Source organism: Vibrio penaeicida (genome assembly GCF_019977755.1).
GTDB classification, from domain to species: Bacteria; Pseudomonadota; Gammaproteobacteria; order Enterobacterales; family Vibrionaceae; genus Vibrio; species Vibrio penaeicida.
Genome location: NZ_AP025144.1, coordinates 3009002 through 3030295 on the forward strand (window position 1 = coordinate 3009002; position 21294 = coordinate 3030295).

The 21294-nt window shown below is 45.3% G+C and carries 17 protein-coding genes; 4 read left to right on the forward strand and 13 right to left on the reverse strand.

The window, feature by feature from the left end; translation table 11 throughout:
- Position 1: 1 nt before the first annotated feature.
- The 8 genes from LDO37_RS13465 to LDO37_RS13500 form a co-directional block, all read right to left on the reverse strand.
- Entirely contained in the window at positions 2-691 is a 690-nt protein-coding gene (locus tag LDO37_RS13465) for an ABC transporter ATP-binding protein (protein WP_126608739.1), read from the reverse strand.
- A gap of 1 nt (position 692) precedes the next feature.
- Entirely contained in the window at positions 693-1457 is a 765-nt protein-coding gene (locus tag LDO37_RS13470) for an ABC transporter ATP-binding protein (protein WP_126608740.1), read from the reverse strand.
- Complete coding sequence (locus LDO37_RS13475) at positions 1450-2466, reverse strand: branched-chain amino acid ABC transporter permease (RefSeq protein ID WP_126608741.1); 1017 nt, start codon at positions 2464-2466, stop codon at positions 1450-1452. The genes LDO37_RS13470 and LDO37_RS13475 overlap by 8 nt, the downstream gene beginning before the upstream one ends.
- Complete coding sequence (locus tag LDO37_RS13480; RefSeq protein ID WP_126608742.1) at positions 2463-3380, reverse strand: branched-chain amino acid ABC transporter permease; 918 nt, start codon at positions 3378-3380, stop codon at positions 2463-2465. Before LDO37_RS13480 ends, LDO37_RS13475 begins: the two co-directional genes overlap by 4 nt.
- 20 nt (positions 3381-3400) lie before the next feature.
- A complete protein-coding gene (locus tag LDO37_RS13485; RefSeq protein WP_224055237.1) occupies positions 3401-4540 on the reverse strand; it encodes an ABC transporter substrate-binding protein in 1140 nt (379 codons plus the stop codon).
- A gap of 63 nt (positions 4541-4603) precedes the next feature.
- Positions 4604-6220, reverse strand: coding sequence for an AMP-binding protein (locus LDO37_RS13490; RefSeq protein ID WP_126608744.1), 1617 nt, complete (start codon positions 6218-6220; stop codon positions 4604-4606).
- 82 nt (positions 6221-6302) lie between these two features.
- A complete protein-coding gene (locus tag LDO37_RS13495) occupies positions 6303-6779 on the reverse strand; it encodes a MarR family winged helix-turn-helix transcriptional regulator (RefSeq protein WP_221768563.1) in 477 nt (158 codons plus the stop codon).
- Between the two features lie 4 nt (positions 6780-6783).
- Positions 6784-9093, reverse strand: coding sequence for a bifunctional salicylyl-CoA 5-hydroxylase/oxidoreductase (locus tag LDO37_RS13500; protein WP_126608745.1), 2310 nt, complete (start codon positions 9091-9093; stop codon positions 6784-6786).
- A 310-nt stretch (positions 9094-9403) separates the two neighbouring features.
- On the opposite strand from LDO37_RS13500, the gene LDO37_RS13505 reads away from it, so the two are divergent.
- Positions 9404-10636: an alpha/beta hydrolase gene (locus LDO37_RS13505; protein WP_126606839.1), complete on the forward strand. Its 1233-nt coding sequence runs from the start codon at positions 9404-9406 to the stop codon at positions 10634-10636.
- A 35-nt stretch (positions 10637-10671) separates the two neighbouring features.
- On the opposite strand, the gene LDO37_RS13510 is transcribed toward LDO37_RS13505, so the two are convergent.
- Positions 10672-11517, reverse strand: a complete 846-nt coding sequence (locus LDO37_RS13510; RefSeq protein ID WP_126606838.1) for a class II glutamine amidotransferase — start codon at positions 11515-11517, stop codon at positions 10672-10674.
- Between the two features lie 16 nt (positions 11518-11533).
- Entirely contained in the window at positions 11534-12109 is a 576-nt protein-coding gene (gene lpcA, locus LDO37_RS13515; RefSeq protein WP_101115729.1) for a D-sedoheptulose 7-phosphate isomerase, read from the reverse strand.
- 359 nt (positions 12110-12468) lie between these two features.
- Between lpcA and fadE the strand changes: the two genes are divergently transcribed.
- Entirely contained in the window at positions 12469-14916 is a 2448-nt protein-coding gene (gene fadE / locus LDO37_RS13520; RefSeq protein ID WP_126606837.1) for an acyl-CoA dehydrogenase FadE, read from the forward strand.
- Between the two features lie 400 nt (positions 14917-15316).
- Positions 15317-17881 (forward strand): hemolysin, encoded by a 2565-nt coding sequence (locus LDO37_RS13525; protein WP_126605804.1) that lies wholly within the window; start codon positions 15317-15319, stop codon positions 17879-17881.
- Positions 17882-17944: 63 nt separating this feature from the next.
- On the opposite strand, the gene LDO37_RS13530 is transcribed toward LDO37_RS13525, so the two are convergent.
- Complete coding sequence (locus tag LDO37_RS13530; RefSeq protein ID WP_126605805.1) at positions 17945-19198, reverse strand: TIGR03503 family protein; 1254 nt, start codon at positions 19196-19198, stop codon at positions 17945-17947.
- 8 nt (positions 19199-19206) lie between these two features.
- Positions 19207-19947, reverse strand: coding sequence for a DNA polymerase III subunit epsilon (dnaQ, locus tag LDO37_RS13535; protein ID WP_101110613.1), 741 nt, complete (start codon positions 19945-19947; stop codon positions 19207-19209).
- Positions 19948-20011: 64 nt separating this feature from the next.
- Between dnaQ and rnhA the strand changes: the two genes are divergently transcribed.
- The gene (rnhA, locus tag LDO37_RS13540; RefSeq protein WP_126605806.1) at positions 20012-20476 is read left to right on the forward strand and encodes a ribonuclease HI; all 465 of its coding nucleotides are present in this window, start codon (positions 20012-20014) and stop codon (positions 20474-20476) included.
- 38 nt (positions 20477-20514) lie between these two features.
- Here the strand turns inward: rnhA and LDO37_RS13545 are convergent, their stop codons facing one another.
- Positions 20515-21258: a class I SAM-dependent methyltransferase gene (locus tag LDO37_RS13545; protein WP_126605807.1), complete on the reverse strand. Its 744-nt coding sequence runs from the start codon at positions 21256-21258 to the stop codon at positions 20515-20517.
- Between the last annotated feature and the right edge of the window lie 36 nt (positions 21259-21294).

Sequence of the window (21294 nt, forward strand, 5' to 3'; positions counted from 1 at the left end):
GTTATACCCCTAAGCGTTCATTTAAGGTTTCGTCATCGAGCATGTCTAAACGACCTTCCCACACACTCTTTCCTCGCTCTAAAATCACGGCTCGATCAGTGATGGTCGATAGCTCTTTTATCGATTTATCGATGATGAGGATGGCCATGTCCGACTTGTCTTTGAGCGCTTTAATCGCTCCCCATATTTCTTGGCGAACAATGGGGGCAAGACCTTCTGTCGCCTCATCCAAAATCAACAATTTTGGGTTGGTCATAAGCGCTCGTCCTATCGCGACCATTTGCTGCTCCCCACCCGACAGTGTTTTGCAAGGCTGGTGCTCTCGCTCTAAAAGGCGTGGAAACAACTCGCCCACTTTGTTGAAGTCCCAGTACCCGGCACGAGAAGCAACAATGAGGTTTTCATGTACCGTTAAACTGGGAAAACAGCGTCGCCCTTCTGGCACCAATCCAATGCCTAGCCGAACCGCTTCAAAAGACGCCATCGAATGCAAAGAGCGATCGAGAAAGCGTATTTCGCCTTGGGTATCCTTCAGCATTCGGCAGATGGATTTAACGGTTGTGCTTTTCCCCATACCGTTACGCCCCATCAATGCCACGACTTCTCCTTTATCAACGGTTAAGTCAACACCAAACAAAGCTTTGGACGGACCATAAGAGGCTTGTAATCCAGAGACCGTGAGTAAATTCATATCATGCTCCTTTCTCTGCAGATTCTTCGCCCAGATAAGCTCGGCGAACATCAGGGTGTGATCGAATTTCATCCACCGAGCCTCTGGCGATGACCTCGCCATACACCAGCACGCTAATGGAATCTGCTAACGCAAAAACGGCGTCCATGTCGTGTTCGACAAGCAGAATCGGAGCATCGAATTTCAACTCCGACAGCAACTCTGTCATTTCCGATGCACCTTCGCTCCCTAACCCTGCCATGGGTTCGTCCAACAGAAATACTTGGGGTTTCAAGGCGAGCGCCATGGACAACTCCAATCGACGACGTTCTCCATGTGCCAGTTCGGCTGCGGGTACCGACAAACGGTGATGAAGCTTAGTTTTCTCGGCGAACTCTACGGCTTGCTCATTCAGTTGACGATCCGATTTCCAATGCGTAAAAAATTGAAAACAAACATGTTCGCGCCCTTTTAGCGCCAATAGGATGTTTTCCATCACCGTAAACTCCGGCACAATTGAGGAGATTTGAAAGCTTCTTCCTAAGCCCATTCGCGCTCTCTCTACCACGCCCAATGCAGTGATGTCCTGCCCTAAAAAGTGAATTGTCCCTTCGTCGGGTTGAAGCTCACCAGCAATTTGTTTAATCAAGGTGGACTTTCCGGCACCATTCGGGCCAATCAAGGCGTGTATCTCATTTGGAGCCAAATCTAAAGACACGTTTTGCGTCGCCTTTAGCGCTCCAAATGATTTAGATAGTCCTGTTAAAGACAAAACAGAGTTACTCATGAACCGACTCCTTCTTAGACAGAATCGACACAATACCGCCCTTAGCAAACAAGACGACAAACAGCAGAATCGCGCCCAAGTAGATGTGCCAAAAATCGCTTAAGCCACCGAGTAAGTATTCGAGAAAAACAAATACTCCAGCGCCAGCAACGGGCCCAAACAAACGCCCAACACCGCCTAAAATCACGAAGATCATAATTTCACCGCTCAGCTGCCAGCTGAACATTTCAGGGCTAACGAATCGGTTAAGATCGGCGTATAACGCCCCAGCTAAACCCGTGATCATCCCTGAAATAACAAACGCAATAAGTCGAATTTTAAAAGGGTGAACACCGACCGCTTCCACCCGACCGGGGGCTTGTCGCACCGCTTTCAACACCATGCCAAATGGCGAGTACCTTAGGCGAGCAGTGAAATACAGCACGACCGAAAGCAAGACAAAAGTAATGAGGAAAAATTGCAGAGGGTCGAGTGTATCCAGCCCTGGGAAGGTGTTCCTCGTATAGATAACCAGCCCATCCTCACCACCATATCGAGACCAGCTGATGGCAAAGTGGTAAAGCATCTGACCAAAGGCTAAGGTCACCATAATGAAGTAAACGCCCGAGGTTCTAAGAGACAACAGCCCAATCACGAACGCCGCAATCCCACTGCTTATCAGAGCAACAAGCCAGACAATCGGCATAGATTGCGTGCCTGAGACAGTTATCACCCCTTCATACAACGGCATATAGTCTTGTGCGTGACTGGCAAGGATACCCATGGAGTACCCACCCAGCCCAAAGAATGCCGCATGACCAAGGCTGACTAATCCGCCATACCCTAAAGCGATATTTAAACCGATGCCTGCCAACGCAAAAATGACCACTCGCGTAGACAGCGTGATAAGAAACACTTCCCCCACCAAATGCGCGACAATGGCAATGCAAATGAGGCTCAGGTAGAGCAGCGCATTCAAAGAGGTTGAAGACAATGGGCTAACCCATGTCAACAGATTAGAACGTATCATTGCGATGCTCCATAAAGACCCGTTGGCTTAAACAGCAATACCAAAGCCATTAAGATATACACCAGCATCGAGGCGATGGTGGCACCCGTTTCATGCGCTTCCGTACCAAAAAGTGAAATGAACAGAATGGGCAGTAAGTACCCCCCAAGGGTATCCACTAAGCCGACTAAAATAGCGGCGTAGAATGTCCCTTTTATGGAGCCAATACCACCGATTACCACCACTACAAAGGCGGTAATCAAGACAGGTTCTCCCATGCCTACTTGCACAGACTGTATCGCCCCAACTAACGCGCCCGAAAGCCCAGCCAAAGCGGCACCAATAGCAAATATCACGGTGTACAACTTGGAAATATTCACCCCTAAAGACGCGATCATTTCCCTGTCACTTTCCCCCGCTCGAATCTGGATACCCAGTTTGGTTTTACTGATCAAAAGATGCATACCAATGGCAATGCACAACCCAATCACAATCAGCACCAAGCGATATAGCGAGTAGTTAATCCCACCTGGAAGGGTGACCGGTCCCGACAGATAATCGGGTATCGATAAATACAGGGGGAATGATCCAAATATCAGCCTTGTTCCTTCAGAAAAAATGAGAATGAGGGCAAACGTGGCAAGCACTTGATCTAGGTGGTCACGTGCATACAGTTTTCGCATGACGGTAAATTCCACCAGAACCCCAACAAGCCCCGAAACAATCACACTGGCGGCGATACCAGCAAGAAAGGACCCGGTGATGCTGGCGACATAAGCCGCAGCAAATGCGCCCACCATATAAAGGGAACCGTGAGCCAAGTTAATGAGCCCCATCACACCAAACACTAAGGTCAGCCCCGACGAGACAAGAAACAGCATGACACCCAGCTGTATCCCGTTTAACAATTGCTCAATAATGAGGAGTAACGACATCTTCTCACCTACACCTTGGGCTAAAACTTGCACTCAGGAGAGTACGCGTCTCCGTGATCAGTCAGTACCGTAGCGACCGTCTTATTTGTATAAATGTCGCCTTCTTTCACGACTTCTCTAACAAAATAGCTTTGGATCGGGTGATGGTTACGCCCAAATTTGAATGCTCCTCGTACCGAAGAAAAGTCCGCTTGCTCTAGTTCTGCTCGGAAGAGATCGGGGTTGGAAATAGGCGCTTTGGCATTGACGTTGGATAGCAGAATTGCCGCGTCGAAACCCTGGCTTGCATAAAGGGACGGCAATCGACCGTACTTTTCCTTAAATGAAGAAACAAATGCTTTATTCGCTTCGTTATCAAGATCTTTGTTCCACTGAGAAGTATTGTTTACCCCTATCGCTGCCTTGCCCACTGCCGCTAAAATGGTTTGGTCGAAACTGAACGCAGGGCCAATCAACGGAATACCTACGCCGCTGTCGGCATATTGTTTAAGAAAAGAAACCCCCATTCCGCCCGGCAGGAAAAAATACACACTGTCCGCACCCGATGCGCGAATTTGAGCAATTTCAGAGGCGTAATCGGTTTGTCCTAGCTTAGTTTTTATCTCACCCGCCAATTCACCACGATACAATCTTTTGTATCCGTTCAGTGCATCTCTACCGGCAGGGTAGTTTGGCGCCATAATGAAGCTTTTCTTGTACTGTTTCGAATTTGCAAATGCGCCCGCGGCTTCATGCAAATTATCGTTCTGCCAAGCAACATTAAAATAGTTTTTGTGGCAGCGTTTACCCGCCAGTAAAGAAGGTCCCGCATTGGAAGAGATATAAAATTTCTTCTGAGAAAGGCTACTTGGGATCACCGCCATCGCAATATTGGAAAAAACGATCCCAGTTAAGACATCCACCTTATGGGACTGAATCATTTTATCGGCGACTTTGATGGCAATATCCGGCTTGCGCTGGTCATCCTCGACCACAACAGAAATATTGCCCTTGCCCGCTTGTTCAATCCCTAATAGAAAACCATCACGAATATCAATACCCAGTGCTGCTCCACCTCCCGAAAGCGTGGTAATCAAACCCACTTTGAGCTCATTCGCATACGACGATGAGATTGAAAAAAATAACGAAACCACTATTGATAAATATATCTTTAATTTCATAGCATTGTCCTTATCCACCACACGAGATGGTATTTGCCTACTTAATTAAATGGTTAAGCTAACTTAGACGCCTGTTAGCTTGTGTTTTTGTACTTTCCCTGTTTTTGTCTTTGGTAACGCTTCAATAAATTTTATGGATCTTGGGTATTTGAATGGAGCAATTGTATTCTTGACGTAGTCTTGAAGTTCTTTGATGGTCAGCTCCGATGGGGCGGCATTCTCGGCTAATACAATATGAGCTTGAACTACCATGCCTCGCGCTTCATCCTTTGTCCCAATCACAGCGCATTCTTTTACATGGGGATGGCTAAGCAGCGCCGATTCCACTTCCGGTCCAGCAATGTTATAGCCAGAAGACACAATCATTTCGTCGTTACGAGAAACAAAATGAAAGAAGCCTTGTTCGTCTTTGTAAAAGGCATCTCCCGTGATATTCCAACCAGAAGAGACGTAATCATTTTGTCGAGAATCATTAAGGTATCGACATCCTGTAGGCCCACGAACCATCAGCCTCCCAACTTCGTCCACCGCAGACTCTTCACCATTCTCGTTGACGATTTTGGCTTCGTATCCTGAAATGGGTTTCCCCGTTGAACCTGGAGCATGGTCGTCAAGACGATTGGAGATGAAGATGTGCAGCATTTCGGTCGCCCCGATTCCGTCGAGCAGCGGCTTTTTAGTTTTCTCAAACCACTCTTTATAAATGGGGGCGGGAAGTGTTTCACCGGCAGACACAGCCACTCTTAGCGAAGACAGATCCGCATCTTCTTCCATGCCTTTCAGCATGACTCGATACGCCGTTGGTGCAGTAAAGCAAATCGTTGCTTTGTACTTATCAATAATTTCAATGATATTGGTTGGGGACGCATTTTCTAACAGGATGCTTGATGCACCGAAACGTAAAGGAAATATCGCCAATCCACCGAGCCCAAAAGTGAAGGCTAGCGGAGGAGAACCTACAACAATGTCGTCGGGCGACACTTGCAACACTTCTTTTGCGTATCCATCCGCTATCAGTAGCAAGTCTCTATGGAAATGCATTGTTGCTTTCGGTTTACCTGTGGTGCCAGATGTAAACGCAAGTAAGGCCACATCGTCTCGCCCTGTTTTGACTGGGCTAAACTTCACCGACTTTTCCAATGCCATTCTGTCGAGTGGGGCATCGAAGTTTGAACTGCCATCAAACCCGATAACATGCTCTAGACATGGGCTGGATTCTTGGCACTTTTCAAGTTCATCTATTAGCCGCGAATCACATAATGAATACTTTATTTCTGCCTTTTCAACGATTTGAGCCAACTCGGACGCTCTTAGCATCGGCATGGTATTGACCGCAACACCACCCGCTTTCGTTACGGCTAACCAACATGCGACAAACGCTGGGTTATTTGATGAACGAATGAGCACTCGGTTTCCTGGGACGAGCCCTAAATCCTCAACCAGAACATTGGCTATTCGGTTACTCCAGTCCAATAGTTCTTTGTAGGTTCGCCTGCGCCCATTCCCGATAAGAGCAGTATGGTCGCCGAACCCGATTGCGACCATTTTGTCGGTCAGTTCTTCGGCGACATTGAGGTATTCTGGGTAACGCGATTCCGTATACAGCAATTCTGGCCACATCTCAGCAGGTGGCAGGTTGTTCCGTGTAAACGGATCGACATGTGCGGTTGGTCCTAACATAGTTTTCCCTCACTACGCGTTATGTATAAACATTTCATCAATCGCTCTGTCAGTAATCGACAGATAATAGGGTTCTATTGCCCTAATCTTTGACGGTATGATGAATGATGTCGTCGAGTTGCTGACACAAGGTGTCGAGCGACTCGTCATCCAATGAAATCAAAAGATCGTTCACCCACGTTTCATGGGCTTTCGCTTGAACTTCAAATTCTTTCCGACCCAATTCCGTTAGCGACACACAAGAGGCTCTGCGATCGTTTGGCATCACCGATCTTTCAACGAACTCGTCTTCTATCAGCCTATCGATAATGCCCGTCACATTACCGCCAGAAACTCGTAACGCTTTGGATAAGTCGCTCATTTTCATTCCTTCGTCGTAACGTGCCAGCGTGGCTAACACATCAAATCGAGGAAGCGTTGAATTAAACTCTACTCGGAATTTCTGCCGAAGCTCCGACTGAACAGATTGACTAACACCGAGGATCCTGAGCCATAACCGAAGACGCGACTTCGATTTTTGTTCATCGGTATTCATTATTGACTTTTTCAATTCACTCATGCGCTTAAGACTCTCTTTTCGGCAAACCGGTGTTTGCTAATTCTCTGTTTACTAAATGCTGAAGCTGTTCTTTACCAGTTTGATACGGGCTTGGCCATGCCTGCTCTTTGTCTTGTATTTGCGCGGCTTGTCTATTCGTCCAATAAGGATCCGACAAATGGGGACGACCTATCGCCACGAGATCGGCACGACCTGCGAGCAAGATGGAATTCACATGGTCAGCTTCGTAGATATTCCCGACGGCCATGGTACTGATATCGGCTTCATTGCGTATTTGATCGGCAAAAGGCGTTTGGTATAGGCGACCGTACCTTGGCGTGACCGAAGACGTGGTTTCACCGGATGAAACCACAATGATATCGACGCCTACTTTTTTAAACATGGCGGAAATGTCCACGGCTTCATCGGGTGTCACCCCCTTGTCGCCAGACCAGTCACTGGCAGAAATACGAACAGACATCGGTTTTTTCCTTGGCCACGCTTGCCTGACCGCTGTGACAACTCGAAGCGGAAACCTCATTCGATTTTCAAGTGATTGGCGACCAAATTGGTCATCCCGTAAGTTGGTGAGCGGTGATATGAATGACGCCAATAAACCACCATGACCCGCGTGAATTTCCAGCATGTCGAACCCAGCGCGCTCCGCCCTTCTTGCGGCGAGAACAAACTGCTCACACACGGTATCCATGTCATGTTCAGAAAGCGGGTCTGGCGTTTCACTGCTAGGAGACCATGGCACGTTAGAGGCTGATTTCAGTGGCCAACCTCCTTTGTTTAATGGTTGGTTTTCCGCTTCCCAAGGCAATTGAGTTGCCGCGCGAGCACCTGCGTGTCCTAACTGACAACAGGTTGCCGCTTGAGTTTCTTTATGAACAAATCGGTTAACCCTGTTCCAACCTTCTATTTGGGAGTCGTGATAAAGCCCTGCACAGCCGAGAGTGGGACGCCCCTCTTCAGACACAGACACCATTTCTGTGCACACCAAACCCGCACCACCTTTGGCCCTCTCACCGTAATGAATTAAGTGCCAGTCACTAATGTGCCCTTCGCTGCTTTTGTATTGAGCAATAGGGGAAACCACTATGCGGTTCACCAATTCCAAGTCACGCAGAGAAAACGGGGTAAACATAGGGGATCGAACGCCATCTGAATCAGTGCCACCAGCCTGTTTGCAGAACCAAGCTTCTGCATCCGCTAGCCAATTCGGATCTCTCATTCTCAGATTTTCATGCCCAATTCGCTGTGAGCGGGTCAACATGGAGTAGTTCAATTGCTCTAAATCAAATCCTAAATAACGATGGACGTGTTCAAACCACTCTAAAGAATTGATCGCGGCCGATTGAATCCGCAGCACTTGCTCTCGACGTTCACTTTCATACAGCTCGAACGCATCTTGGATGGAGTCTTCTTGATTCAAATAAGTAGCTAGGGCAATGGCGCTTTCCATCGCCAATTTCGTGCCAGAGCCAATGGAGAAATGCGCCGACGCAGAGGCATCCCCCATTAAGACAATATTGTTAAAGCTCCATTTTTCGCACAGTAAGCGTGGGAAGTTGATCCATGCTGAGCCTCGGATATGGTTAGCATTGGTAATGAGAGGCTGACCGGATAGGTGGTCTTTGAAAATGTCCTGACAAACTTCGATAGATTCTTGCTGGCTCAACTCTCCAAAGCCATAGTTTTGCCATGTCTCTTCATCACACTCGACGATGAACGTCGCCATCTCATCGTCAAATTGATAGGCGTGTGCCCAAACCCAACCTTTATCGGTTTCCACAAAAATAAACGTAAATGCATCATCAAACTTTTGTGGGGTACCTAGCCAAACAAATTTGCAGGGTCTCATTTCCACATTAGGTTTGAATTCCGCTTCGTGCGCTTGTCTTGTTTTGGAGTTCAAGCCATCAGAAGCCACGACAAGATCATATTCCTTCGCTAATTCCTCGGCAGGACATGCTTCAGTGGCGTAACGAATTTCAATACCAAGTTCCTCTGCCCTTTTTTGCAAAATGTTCAGTAGCCTTAAACGCCCTATTCCACAAAACCCATGACCAGTGGAAACAATTTTTTCGTCGTTTCGGACCAAAGCAATGTCATCCCAATAAGCAAAGTTTTCTCTTATCGCTTCTGCGCTTGACGGATCGTTTTGTGCGAAGTTGTCTAGTGTTTCCGCTGAAAATACGACTCCCCAGCCAAACGTATCATCAGCACGATGCCGCTCAAAAATGACCACTTCTGATTCAGGGTTGCGTAGTTTCATTGATATTGCGAAATACAGGCCTCCTGGCCCACCTCCGATACAAGCGACTCTCATTTTTGTGCTCCTTGCCTTGATGATTTGATCAAAAAGTATACAATTCACAAAAATACTTCAAGCTTAAAATATATATACTTAAAGTAAATGTGATCTGTGTTGTTATGCTGTTTTTATAGAATTTGAAGAATTATATTTCCAATCAAGGACTTTGAAGGTTAGAGGGAATTTCTAGAAAAAATCGCAGGGATCTTGTGTGCATATGGAGATTTGCAGTGCATAAGAGACGCATTTCACTACAACAGAAAACTTGGGCTTTTTTGCCTAATCGCTTGATAGTTTGCCATACTAAAATGCAAGGAGAGCAGCCATGAAAATCACATCTATAAATCGCAAAATACCGATAGAAAGCATTGAAAATAATGAAATTTTCATAGATTACGTGTCAGAAGAAAACTCTAAAAATACAATAGAAACCCTTGACGTTCTTGCTACTAAAATCAACGCAAAGTTTCAATCCTATGGCGTGAATCGATCATCCATCAAAACGTTAACGATTTTTCTAAAAGCACTTGATGATTTCTATAGCAATGCTGACGAAATAGATAAGTTACTCAGATTCAAACTAGCAGGAAATATTGGTGAGGTGGCATTAATTGAACACGACACGGTGGCGCTAGAAGCAGCAATTGTACGTGAGCCTCTATCGAATGAGATTGTTTTTCATCGCTACACAAAAACCGCGCTCTTTGATCAGTATTACACGTTTTTGACTGCACCAGATGCACCACAAATCATTCGTAATTGGGTCAATACCCAGCCCTCACCTGACTGCGAGAAAACAGAAATGGTATTCGGGTCATCTTCTTATCATCATTCATTGGATTTGTTTATTCCAAAACAAAAGAGCAAGAAAATCCCCTTACTTATCCATATTCATGGAGGCTATTGGCAATACACGGATAAAGAAATCTACATCAAAGTCGCCAACTCTTTTACTCAGTCCGGTGTTGCGGTGGCTAACTTAAACTACCCTCAAGCCCCTGATGTCCCTATAAGTGAGATCATCGAATCGTGTCGCAAAGGTATTCGTGCCTTGTTTCTCGCAGCAGAAGAACACGGCATAGACCCAAATGCGATAACCGTAGTAGGTCATTCCGCAGGCGCACACCTTGCTGCCATGGCGGGGCTGACTAATTGGTCGACGATAGATCCAGTGTTGCCTCGCAATATTTTTCAAACCGTTATTGGCTTTTCAGGTCTCTACGATTTAGAGCCGTTATCTATCGTGATGCGCGATCGGTTGAAGCTCGATTCAACACAGTTAAAAGAGACAAGCCCTATCCATTGCGACGCTGTTGAACCCGTCGACTTCCACCTTTATGTAGGAAAAAATGAAAGCGATGAATTTCAAAGACAAACCGATGTTTTTCTTGAATACATACATTCAAACGGCATGGCTGGTCGCAAGGTTGTGCTACCGAATAAAAATCACTTCTCTGCTGTTGATGAGCTCTACTCTGGAGCCACGCAGACCTTCTTTGATTGCTTGGATTTGATTTTGGAGAAGAATGAAAAAGAGAAGAATGAAGAGATGCGATAAAAAATCCCACCGAAGTAAGTGGGATTTAAAATCGATTATTCTAATGGTTCTGTTGGAGCTTGTGATTTTGGTTTCGCTTCTGCGAACGGGACGTGCTCAAGCTCATCGTGGTTTCCGTCAATGCTTTCACCAAAATGGAAGATATTAAACTCTCCCGGCTTCATGCGGTGCCATGCCTCATTGTCGGTTAACGGCTGAGTTGCGATGACAGAAACAACGTCATTTGGTGTCGTTTCTTTCTGAAAATCAATGGTGACATCTTCATCGATAAGGCTTGCTTTACCAAACGGTGCGCGTCTTGTTATCCAATACAGGTGATTCGTGCAATAGGTCATCACATACTCACCATCACTGAGCAACATGTTAAACACGCCGAGCTCTCTCAGTTCATCGCAGCACTCGGCTACAAACTTAAACATGCCAACCATGTCTTGCGGCGGCTCTGGATAACGGTCTTGCAAGCGATTGAGTAGCCAACAAAATGACAATTCACTGTCTGTTTGCCCAACAGGTCGAATGAAACCTGTTTTTAATTTTTCGTACCCACTCAACTGCCCATTGTGTGCAAAAGTCCAGTAACGCCCCCAAAGCTCTCGTGTAAAAGGGTGAGTATTTTCTAAATTCACTCCCCCTCGATTGGCTTGCCGAATATGGCTAATGACGGCTTTACTTTTGATCGGATAATTCTGCACCAGTTCAGCAATTTTAGACTTGCAGCTCGGGTTTGGGTCCTTAAACGTCCTAAACCCTTTCCCTTCGTAAAACGTGATTCCCCACCCATCACGGTGTGGTCCCGTATTTCCGCCTCTTTGCATTAGCCCTGTAAAGCTGAAACAAATGTCTGTTGGCACATTGGCGCTCATTCCGAGCAATTCGCACATAAGTACTGGTACTCCTTTATTCCATTTCTTTTTCGATTAGCTGAATAACGATATGAATAATTTTTATATGAATTTCTTGAATTCGATCAGCGTAACCAAAATGAGGTACTCTGATTTCTATATCAGCCAAACCAGCCATCTTTCCACCATCTTTACCCGTTAAGGCAATGGTTTTCATTCCTTTTGCTTTTGCAGCCTCAATGGCTTTCAAAATATTGCCCGAATTACCAGACGTTGAAAGACCAAACAACACGTCGCCTTTTGAACCTACCGCTTCTACATAACGCGAAAACACCGATTCATAACCGAAATCGTTGCTCACACAAGAAAGGTGGCTTGGATCTGAAATCGCGATACCAGGGTAGCCTGGGCGGTTTTCACGATATCGCCCTGTTAATTCTTCCGCAAAGTGCATTGCATCACAATGCGAGCCCCCATTTCCACATGACAGGACTTTTCCACCTTGTTTGAAAGAGTCGGCGATTAATTTAGCAGCACTTTCTATCTGTTTGATGTTTGCATCATCACTTAAAAATGCGTTCAGTACGTCGGCAGCTTCTTGCAGTTCATTTTTTATTAGGTCTTGGTACATGGTTTTCTCTGAATAGTTGTTTGCTTTCAGCCTTCCAATGTGGAGAGCCACCCCTTTCCTAAACTCAAACATTTTGAGTATATATCCCCAAAAAATTGAGGAATGGGAGTTCCGATTACCTTCCCCCTAAATTTTACCGATTATTAATTTCGTGTCGATAGCAGAGAGCAGAATCCTCTCAATTGTAGTGAGAATTTGTCGCTTGAAATAAAACTGGTTGCTCGCACACCGGATCGCGATCAAATCTTGAACAAATAACAGTTTTACAAGTCAGTAACATCTAAGTTACAATCCATATTAACTGGTATGACCTCTTATCTGAATAAGGCAGTAGACTGCCAATTAAAAGGATAATAATTATGGATATCTTGCTCTCTACAATTACGTTGGTACTAGCCGTCGGGCTAGTGCTCTATCATCGAACGTCGCTCGCTGTTTCTCTGCTTATGATTGGTGCTGCACTAATCGGAACAACTGTTCTAGGCTGGACCGAAGGAACAAGTTGGATTGTATTTATCGTGTTGAGTGCCATCGTAGCGATTCCAGCAGTAAGACAATCCCTGTTCAGTGCTAAAGCGCTTCAGTTTTTTAAAAAAGTTCTTCCTGCCATGTCTCAAACAGAAAAAGAAGCACTGGACGCAGGTACGGTATGGTGGGAAGCGGAGCTGTTTAAAGGCAAGCCAGACTGGCGTCAACTTCAATCCATTAAAAAACCCACTCTGACAAAAGAAGAACAAGAATTCCTTGATGGCCCGGTGAATGAAGTGTGTGCGATGACAAGTGATCATCAGGTCACTCATGAACTTGCCGATCTTCCTCAAGAAGTTTGGCAATACCTTAAAGATCACAAATTCTTCGCCATGATCATTAAAAAGCAATATGGCGGTTTGGAATTTTCTGCCTATGCCCAATCTTTGGTATTGCAGAAGCTCACGGGCGTCTCGGGTGTACTTTCTTCCACGGTTGGCGTACCTAACTCTTTAGGTCCTGGTGAGCTACTTCAGCACTATGGTACCGAAGAACAAAAAAACCATTACTTACCAAGACTAGCGGTCGGCAAAGAGATCCCTTGTTTTGCTTTGACGAGCCCAGAAGCTGGCTCGGATGCTGGATCCATCCCTGACTATGGCGTAGTTTGCAAGGGTGAATGGGAAGGAAAAGAAGTGTTGGGAATGCGCCTAACATGGAATAAGCGTTATATTACTTTGGCACCTGTCGCCACCGTTTTGGGTTTAGCATTCAAGCTACAAGACCCAGATGGGCTATTAGGTGAAAAGCAAGATCTTGGTATTACTTGTGCGTTGATCCCTACCAATATTGATGGTGTTGAGATCGGTCGTAGGCATTTCCCATTGAATGTTCCATTCCAGAACGGTCCAACCAAAGGTAACGATGTCTTTGTGCCACTCGATTTCATTATCGGCGGTCCAAAAATGGCAGGACAAGGTTGGCGTATGCTGGTTGAATGCTTAAGTGTCGGTCGCGGTATTACGTTACCTTCAAATTCAACCGGTGGGATCAAAACGGCAGCGTTAGCAACTGGGGCGTACGCTCGAATTCGTCGCCAATTCAAGCAACCTATTGGTCACATGGAAGGAATAGAAGAACCTTTAGCGCGCCTTGCAGGTAACGCTTACGTTATGGATGCCGCGAGCAGTCTTACAGTTGCTGGGATCGACATGGGGCAGAAACCATCGGTTATTTCCGCTATTGTGAAATACCACTGTACTCACCGAGGGCAGCAAAGCATCATCGACGCCATGGACATTGTCGGCGGTAAAGGTATCTGCCTAGGTCCATCTAACTTTTTGGCTCGTGGTTATCAAGGTTCGCCCATCGCCGTCACGGTTGAAGGTGCAAATATTCTGACACGTTCGATGATCATTTATGGTCAGGGAGCGATTCGTTGTCACCCTTATGTTTTAGAAGAGATGAATGCCGCACATTCAGATAAGCCAGACGCGTTAGCTAAATTTGATAAGGCACTGATGGGACACATTGGCTTTACCATGAGTAATTTAGTGCGTAGCTTCTGGCTTGGTGTTACAGATGGCAGAGGCTCAGACAGCCCAACCAGCGACAAAACTCGTCGTTACTACCAACAGCTTAATCGCTACAGCGCGAATATGGCATTGTTATCCGATATTTCCATGGCTGTTCTGGGTGGTTCGCTAAAACGAAAAGAGCGCTTAAGTGCACGTTTAGGTGATATTCTGAGCCAACTCTATTTGGCAAGCGCAACCTTAAAGCGTTTCGAAAATGAAGGAAAGAAAACGGAAGATTTGCCATTACTGGAATGGGGAATGCAAGACAGCTTGATCCAAACAGAAATCGCTATTGATGAGTTCCTCGCGAACTTCCCAAGCCCTTGGCTAGGAAAAATGCTCCGAGTCATCATTCTACCTTTTGGTCGAATCAGAAAGTCACCTTCAGATAACTTGGATCACAAAGTAGCAGCAATCCTTCAAGTGCCAAGTGAAACACGTTCTAGAATAGGTCGTAACCAATATTTAATTCCAACAGAAAATAACCCTGCGGGTAAGTTAGAATATGCGTTGGAAATAATTTTGGAAGCGGAGCCTTTATTTAATAAAGTATGCAAAGCAATTGAGAAAAGAAAACCATTTACGCAACTAGATAAAATAGCAAATATAGGAATTGAAAATAATATTCTTTCTCAAGAAGAGGCTAATTTATTGGTATTGGCCGAGAAGCTAAGGTTAGAAACCATCAACGTTGATGATTTCGACTTCAATGCTCTTGCAGCAAACCCTCATATGTCTTCTAAAATGGATGAAGTCGCATAGTTTCTTTCCCTCAGCTAAGTATTAGGTGAACTAGGATTCATCTAATACTTAGCTAAACAATTACTTAGCCTTCCCACAAACCCTCTCAAACTTAAGACAAACGCTCTAGTCTCAAAAATAGTACAAACGGGCAATTGAGATCTTCCTCCAAGTAATTAACAATCACCTCGACAAAAATTTACATATCAGTGAGCAGCCTGAATTCAGGCGAATCACACTATTAACTCGTTATTTACTATTTATGCATTTTTATGCTCGACTCTATTTTTTTAATAAATGCAAAAATACCGACTTGTTAATTTAATAAAAATAATTACCTAAATAAGCGAACACTTAAATAATTTCATTTTAAAACGAAAGTTGTTTATTGATTTCATTAGCTCTCAGAGGGAAGAGAATAATGCAAAAGACTCCAATACTGCTGTCCACCATCATATTAGGTGTAGGCATCCAAACGCCAATGATCGCAACAGCAGGCGCAGCTGAACCAGCAAAAGCCTGTATTGTTAGCCGTGATACAGGCGCAAAATACTGTTTAGAAGCAGGTCAGCGATCTGGCTACTCGTTGCCATCTTACATCCGTGGTCATGATGTTGATGTAATTGCACCTGAAGGTTTAGGTGTGATGCTCAGTGACTGGGATAACCTTTCCTACAACCGATTAGCGGTATTTGAACGCCATACTCACAACGAAGCGATGGAACACGTTTTAGCTCGTAATGGGCGTTACCTCGACTTTTCTAACCCTCGCTCAATGAGAGTAGTCAGCACCGCGAAGCCGGATGAAGCCTGTATCGTTAGCCGTCAAACAGGCGCTGAATACTGCTTGAAAGCAGGTCAACGTTCGGGTTACTCACTGCCCTACTACATTCGGGGACATCAAGTAGATGTTATTGCACCTGAAGGCTTGGCAGTTATGTTGAGTGACTGGGATAACTTGTCTTACAACCGTTTAGCGGTATTCACTAAAGACACGAACAACGAAGATATGAAAAATGTTCGTGCATACAACGGTCGTAATCTTGATTTCTCTCACCCACGGTCAATGCGTGTTTTGTCTCGTGCTACCGTTCCAACAAATAAGCAATTGATTCAAGATTTCAACGATTTTACGGATCAGTATGATCGTGGCTCTTGGGGATTGGTTGAATTTGACAACAATGGTCAGCCTGTTATTGAAGATGATAAAGCGACATTTGTTGAAGGACGCGAAATACTGTTTCAAGTTAGCTGGACTGAGCGTACTCTGCGCAAACTTCTAAGCGATGAGAGTTTCGAAACGTTGAAAACCAGTGTCGGTGTGGATAAGATTCGTGAGCTTGTTGAAGAGTATTGCCCGGCAAGACTTGAAGTGGGTACACATCGTACTTACGGCAGTCAGTTCACCGCTGGACACACGTCCGAGTTAGACTCTGGCAACTACCACTGTCAGCGCGGTACTTCGATTTATGTTGACGGGACAAACTACCCACTAGACTTCTCTGGTCGTCAGGCTTCAACCGTCATCATTGAAAGCTTCTTACCTACCGTTCCTGGTGCGACCTACGAGTTAGATGTGGATTACCAAAAACGTAACTACAGTACTAGCATAAATCCCGATGCTGCGTACCGTGAGCTTGTCACAACAACGGCTGGTGAAATTGAAAGTGTATCCGTATCCGGTATTGCTGAAATTGAGCATGATAGCCATACATCCTACCTTCCAATCACGCCAACAGTGAATGGTTTGGATGACGTCTATACACTGACCCAAGTGTTTAACCATTCCGATACAGGTATTGGTCAAAATGGCAGCCCAGTGGGTCACACTTTCACACTGCCTTCGGATTCTTTCTCGATTTCTGTAAAAGACGACGACAACCTACTTGAAGACAACAATGGCTCCAACAACGTTGAAGGTTCACAATCTTTGGATAGAACCGAACAGCGTTTAGCCGTTGGATTTGGGGCGTTCAATAAAGGGGCATACGTGCATTCTCGTGCCTACCAAAACGCGATTAACCTGACAACAGGCCAACACGGTCGTGTATATCAGGTTCGTGTTTCGAACACCTATGATCCAGCCACTGGACGCATTGCTAACGGAACAACCCACTGGGCATTCACAAACAACTTTATCGCCAGAAAAGGGGATCGCATTAAGTTAACCAGCAATTTCACCGCTGGCGGAAATGTAAGCTTCAACAAGCTTTATGCATCAAGTGAAGCTCAAAATGACGGGTTCAAATCCGCAAAAATCACCTTCAAGGCTGATCGTTTCTATACGCCTATTAGCTTGAAAGATACGGGTCACCCAGACTCTTACGGTATCTTGGTAACAAAAGTGGTGTCTGATGAAACAATGGCAAACCCATTTGAAGTGGCATGTCAGATGTTCCACCCGAATGACCCTGAACTTCAGAAAGAGTGTTTAACGTCGACGGGCAAACCAACAGTTACACCAGAATCATGTGATCTAAGTATTGATGAAAGCTTAGGTAACTTTGTGGTCAACAAGCCGGGCTACCGCGCAGAAAGTGAACCATTCCGTTATGTTCCACAAAATATCTTCCATCACAAGAATTACTATTCTGTGGGTAAAGGTGGTGTCGTGACACTGAACCTTGCATACAATGGTGTTTACTCAGGTTGTGATGTTCAGAACAAGACTTTGTCACTGGATGAGTTTACAGGTAATAACTGGGATTTCCAACGATTCGCAGAGCAAGGTTTGACGAAAGTCCTTCTAGCTTGTGAACAAGACAACGAAACCGTGCTTAACTGGGAAACATTAGAAACGACTTTCCCTGATAACTTGCTGATCACCAACCATAAAATCAACAAAACGTTTAACGACGACAAGTACTCAAGCTGTAAGCTTCGTGCAATCCGCTTTGTAGACAGAACGCATAAGATTCCGTCTTACCAACAAGGTTATAGCGCAATTAGTGACGGCTTCGATATTCGTAATCTAAAATTGAACTAATCAAAACCGTTCAACGAAAAACGGGCTCAATCGAGCCCGTTTTTTTATTCTCTAGGTTTACCGCTAACCTTTAGGCGGCATTGAAAGCTGCATCTCTGGCATTTGTGCTTTCTTCATCTTAATCTTGCGAACAACAAACCAAACAACAATTCCCAGAATAATCGCAATAAGGTTTCCGATCATAATGATCATCATCCCTTTGAAGCGTTCATCTTCTCTCTCTTGCTCACGAATGGCTTGCTCTTCAAGCATGCGTTTCTCATCTTGAGCTTGCTTGAATGCTTGCATGGAAGCTTCCACGTCTACCTTTTCCACCACACTGAAAGACTGTTCTGCAAAACGAAAAACGAGTTCTCGCTCCGTTGCTGCCTCTGTAGCGAAAGCAATTCCCGACCAAGTGTGTTTACCGGGCATAGCAGCGTTAGGCAAACCAAAATACGCTTTCAGGCTATCTTCATCCGATTGCCCTTGAGTGATCATTTCTTTGCCTTCAGGTGTCGTTTGCTCGATACTGACGGCAATAGATCCAGGCTTGATAGCCCCTTCTTCACCCGTCACGGTAATGGAATGGTTCATTGTTTCACTTCGCGCTTGCATGAATTCCGCCGACAATGGGGTCGGATACACCAAAATTGTCTGCTCAATCGACCGAAGAAAGATTCCATTCCCAGATGTGATGCGCGCTCGATATTTTCCAGGCTCAATTTGGATAGGTAGTTCTACGGTAAACACACCATCTCCAGGGTACTCATCCAGCCCTTGCCCATCATCTTCAAATTCCCCCATAACTTGAGGTTTTGGTCTAGCATCTGAGCTTAGCGAAGCTTCATTTTCTACATACTTCGTAAAGGTAACTTTAAGGTTCACTCTGTCCAAGAAATCTCTTAGTATCAGTGGCTTATCATCGTGCCTTAACTGAGCAGTAAACTTCGTGCTTTCGCCCATATAAAGGCGCTGTGGGAAACGATCCACACTCAGCTTGAGGTTTGAAAGAATTTTAATGTTGTTGCTGGGGTGCACTTTACCGACGGCTTGCCACGGTCCTGGCATTGGGTCATCAATTGAAATGATGTCCATACCAGACTCTTCATACCAACGTACGTTTTCTGGATGGCTCCAAGCGTAGTATTTCTTGCCATCCGGTCTTACAAGGACGACAGATTGGCTGTTACGCTTGCGATAAATAATGAAGGACGCTTGAGAAATAGAGGGATCGACCCTAAAGCGGTTGTCTAAGAGTCGAATTGAGGATTCTGATTCTTCGCTGCTTACACCAGCTGCAAACACCAACAATAAGGGAATCAAAATCCGCCACATACACTCTCCTATTGACGCCAGAGGCAAGCGCCAGCTTTTTCTACAATATCAAGACGCGCACCATGCGCTTCTACTTCATCGGCTGATGCGCGAATAACTTTAAGCGACTTTCTACCAGCCGCTACCCGTTTGATCGCTTCTCCCGATCCATCGCTGTTCTGATCTCCACTATTAAACTTAAGTGTGGTTTGACCGCCTGTCATTAACAGGTATACGTCTGCTAGGATTTCGGCATCGAGTAATGCCCCGTGGAGCGTACGGTGAGAGTTATCTATTCCATATCGCTCACACAAGATATCGAGGTTGTTCCGCTTGCCGGGGAAGATTTTCTTCGCCATGGCAAGGGTATCGGTTACTTTACAGTATTGCTCAGTTTTCCCGATTGATGGATCGAGCATCTTAAATTCATGATCCATAAAGCCGACATCGAAGGGCGCGTTATGAGCCACCAGCTCTGCACCATCAATGAATTCTAGAAATTCTTTATGGACATCTCGATATTCAGGTTTATCAACCAAAAACTCATCCGTAATACCATGGACCAATATGGCGTCGGGCTGGATTAACATATCGGGTTTCAAGTACACATGAAAATGTCGACCAGTGAGCTTACGATTCATGATCTCTACCGCACCGATTTCGATGATGCGATGACCCATGTAGTGTGGACCGGTTTCTCGGTTCATACCGGTTGTTTCGGTATCGAGCACCACGATTCTCTGGTGCGCAGAATTGTTGCTGGTATTCATAAGGATATGTGTCAGACTATGTTCAATGAATTCATTTCGCAATATCGAGTAATAGTATCAAATCATGGCGAAACAAGTTGAAGTTTTCACAGATGGCTCCTGCCTAGGTAATCCCGGACCAGGCGGTTATGGCATTGTACTCAGATACAAGCAAACTGAAAAAAACCTTTCTAAAGGATACCACCTCACCACAAATAACCGCATGGAAATGATGGCAGCGGTTGTTGCGCTGAAGTCGCTTAAAGAACCCTGTAATGTGATTTTGACTACAGACAGTCAGTATGTCAGACAAGGCATCACTCAGTGGATCCATAATTGGAAAAAGCGAGGATGGAAAACGGCTGACAAAAAGCCCGTGAAAAATGCCGACTTATGGCAAGAGCTCGACAAAGAAACCGCTCGTCATGATGTGGATTGGCGCTGGGTAAAAGGACACGCTGGTCATAGAGAAAACGAAATATGTGATGAACTTGCCCGCGCCGCTGCAGAATCACCTACCGAAGAAGATACCGGCTACCAAGCTAGTTAACCTCTTAATCAAACTCAGATTACTTAGACTCCCACAGCCTAAGACGACTTGGTTTCCCGAGAAGAAACTCGATAATTCACTCCTATTGGCGATAAGTTACGCTTAAATCGCCAATGGGGCTTAATGGGTTTAAGAGGATAGGTGCGTTTACGAGCGACGATAAAATAAAGGCTACCAAATGGGTTCGCGAAATTACCTAGTGCGTTCTCAGTCCAAGTCCATAAAGGTTGATAGCGCTCAAATGGCAATAGTGCGTAATTGTCTAAATGAACGACCTGATAGTTCAATAATCCTAACCAGTCACGGATTCGGTTGGGAGTAAACATTCTCCCACTCCAAGGTAAGTTGTTCTTTCGCCATGGCATCAAACTCGATAATCCTGTCACGCTTATAGGATTAAACCCCGTTATGATTAAGTAACCATCGTCAATCATTACTCTGTCTATTTCACGCAGTAGTCGGTGGGGGTCATTACAGTAATCAAGTTGGTGCGCCATCAGCACTGCGTCAAAACTCTTCTCAAGAAAAGGCAGATCGTATGCATCGGCTATGACGTTATGGAGTGGGTTTTCGACATCCAGTAGTACTTGGTGCTGTATGTTGCAGTTAGAGCTACTTAGCTCACAACTTAAGCCACCGAGCTTGAGCATATGGTAACCAAACAACTTGGGACACCATTCATCTAGCCTCATTTGGATAGTTTCTGATACCCACTGACCATTTTTGAGCTGTTCCCAAGAATGTGGCTGTTCTAATTTGCGTGATGTGCGAGCTGGCTTCATAATAATCCGTCTAAATATCTGGGGACTGGAGTTCCA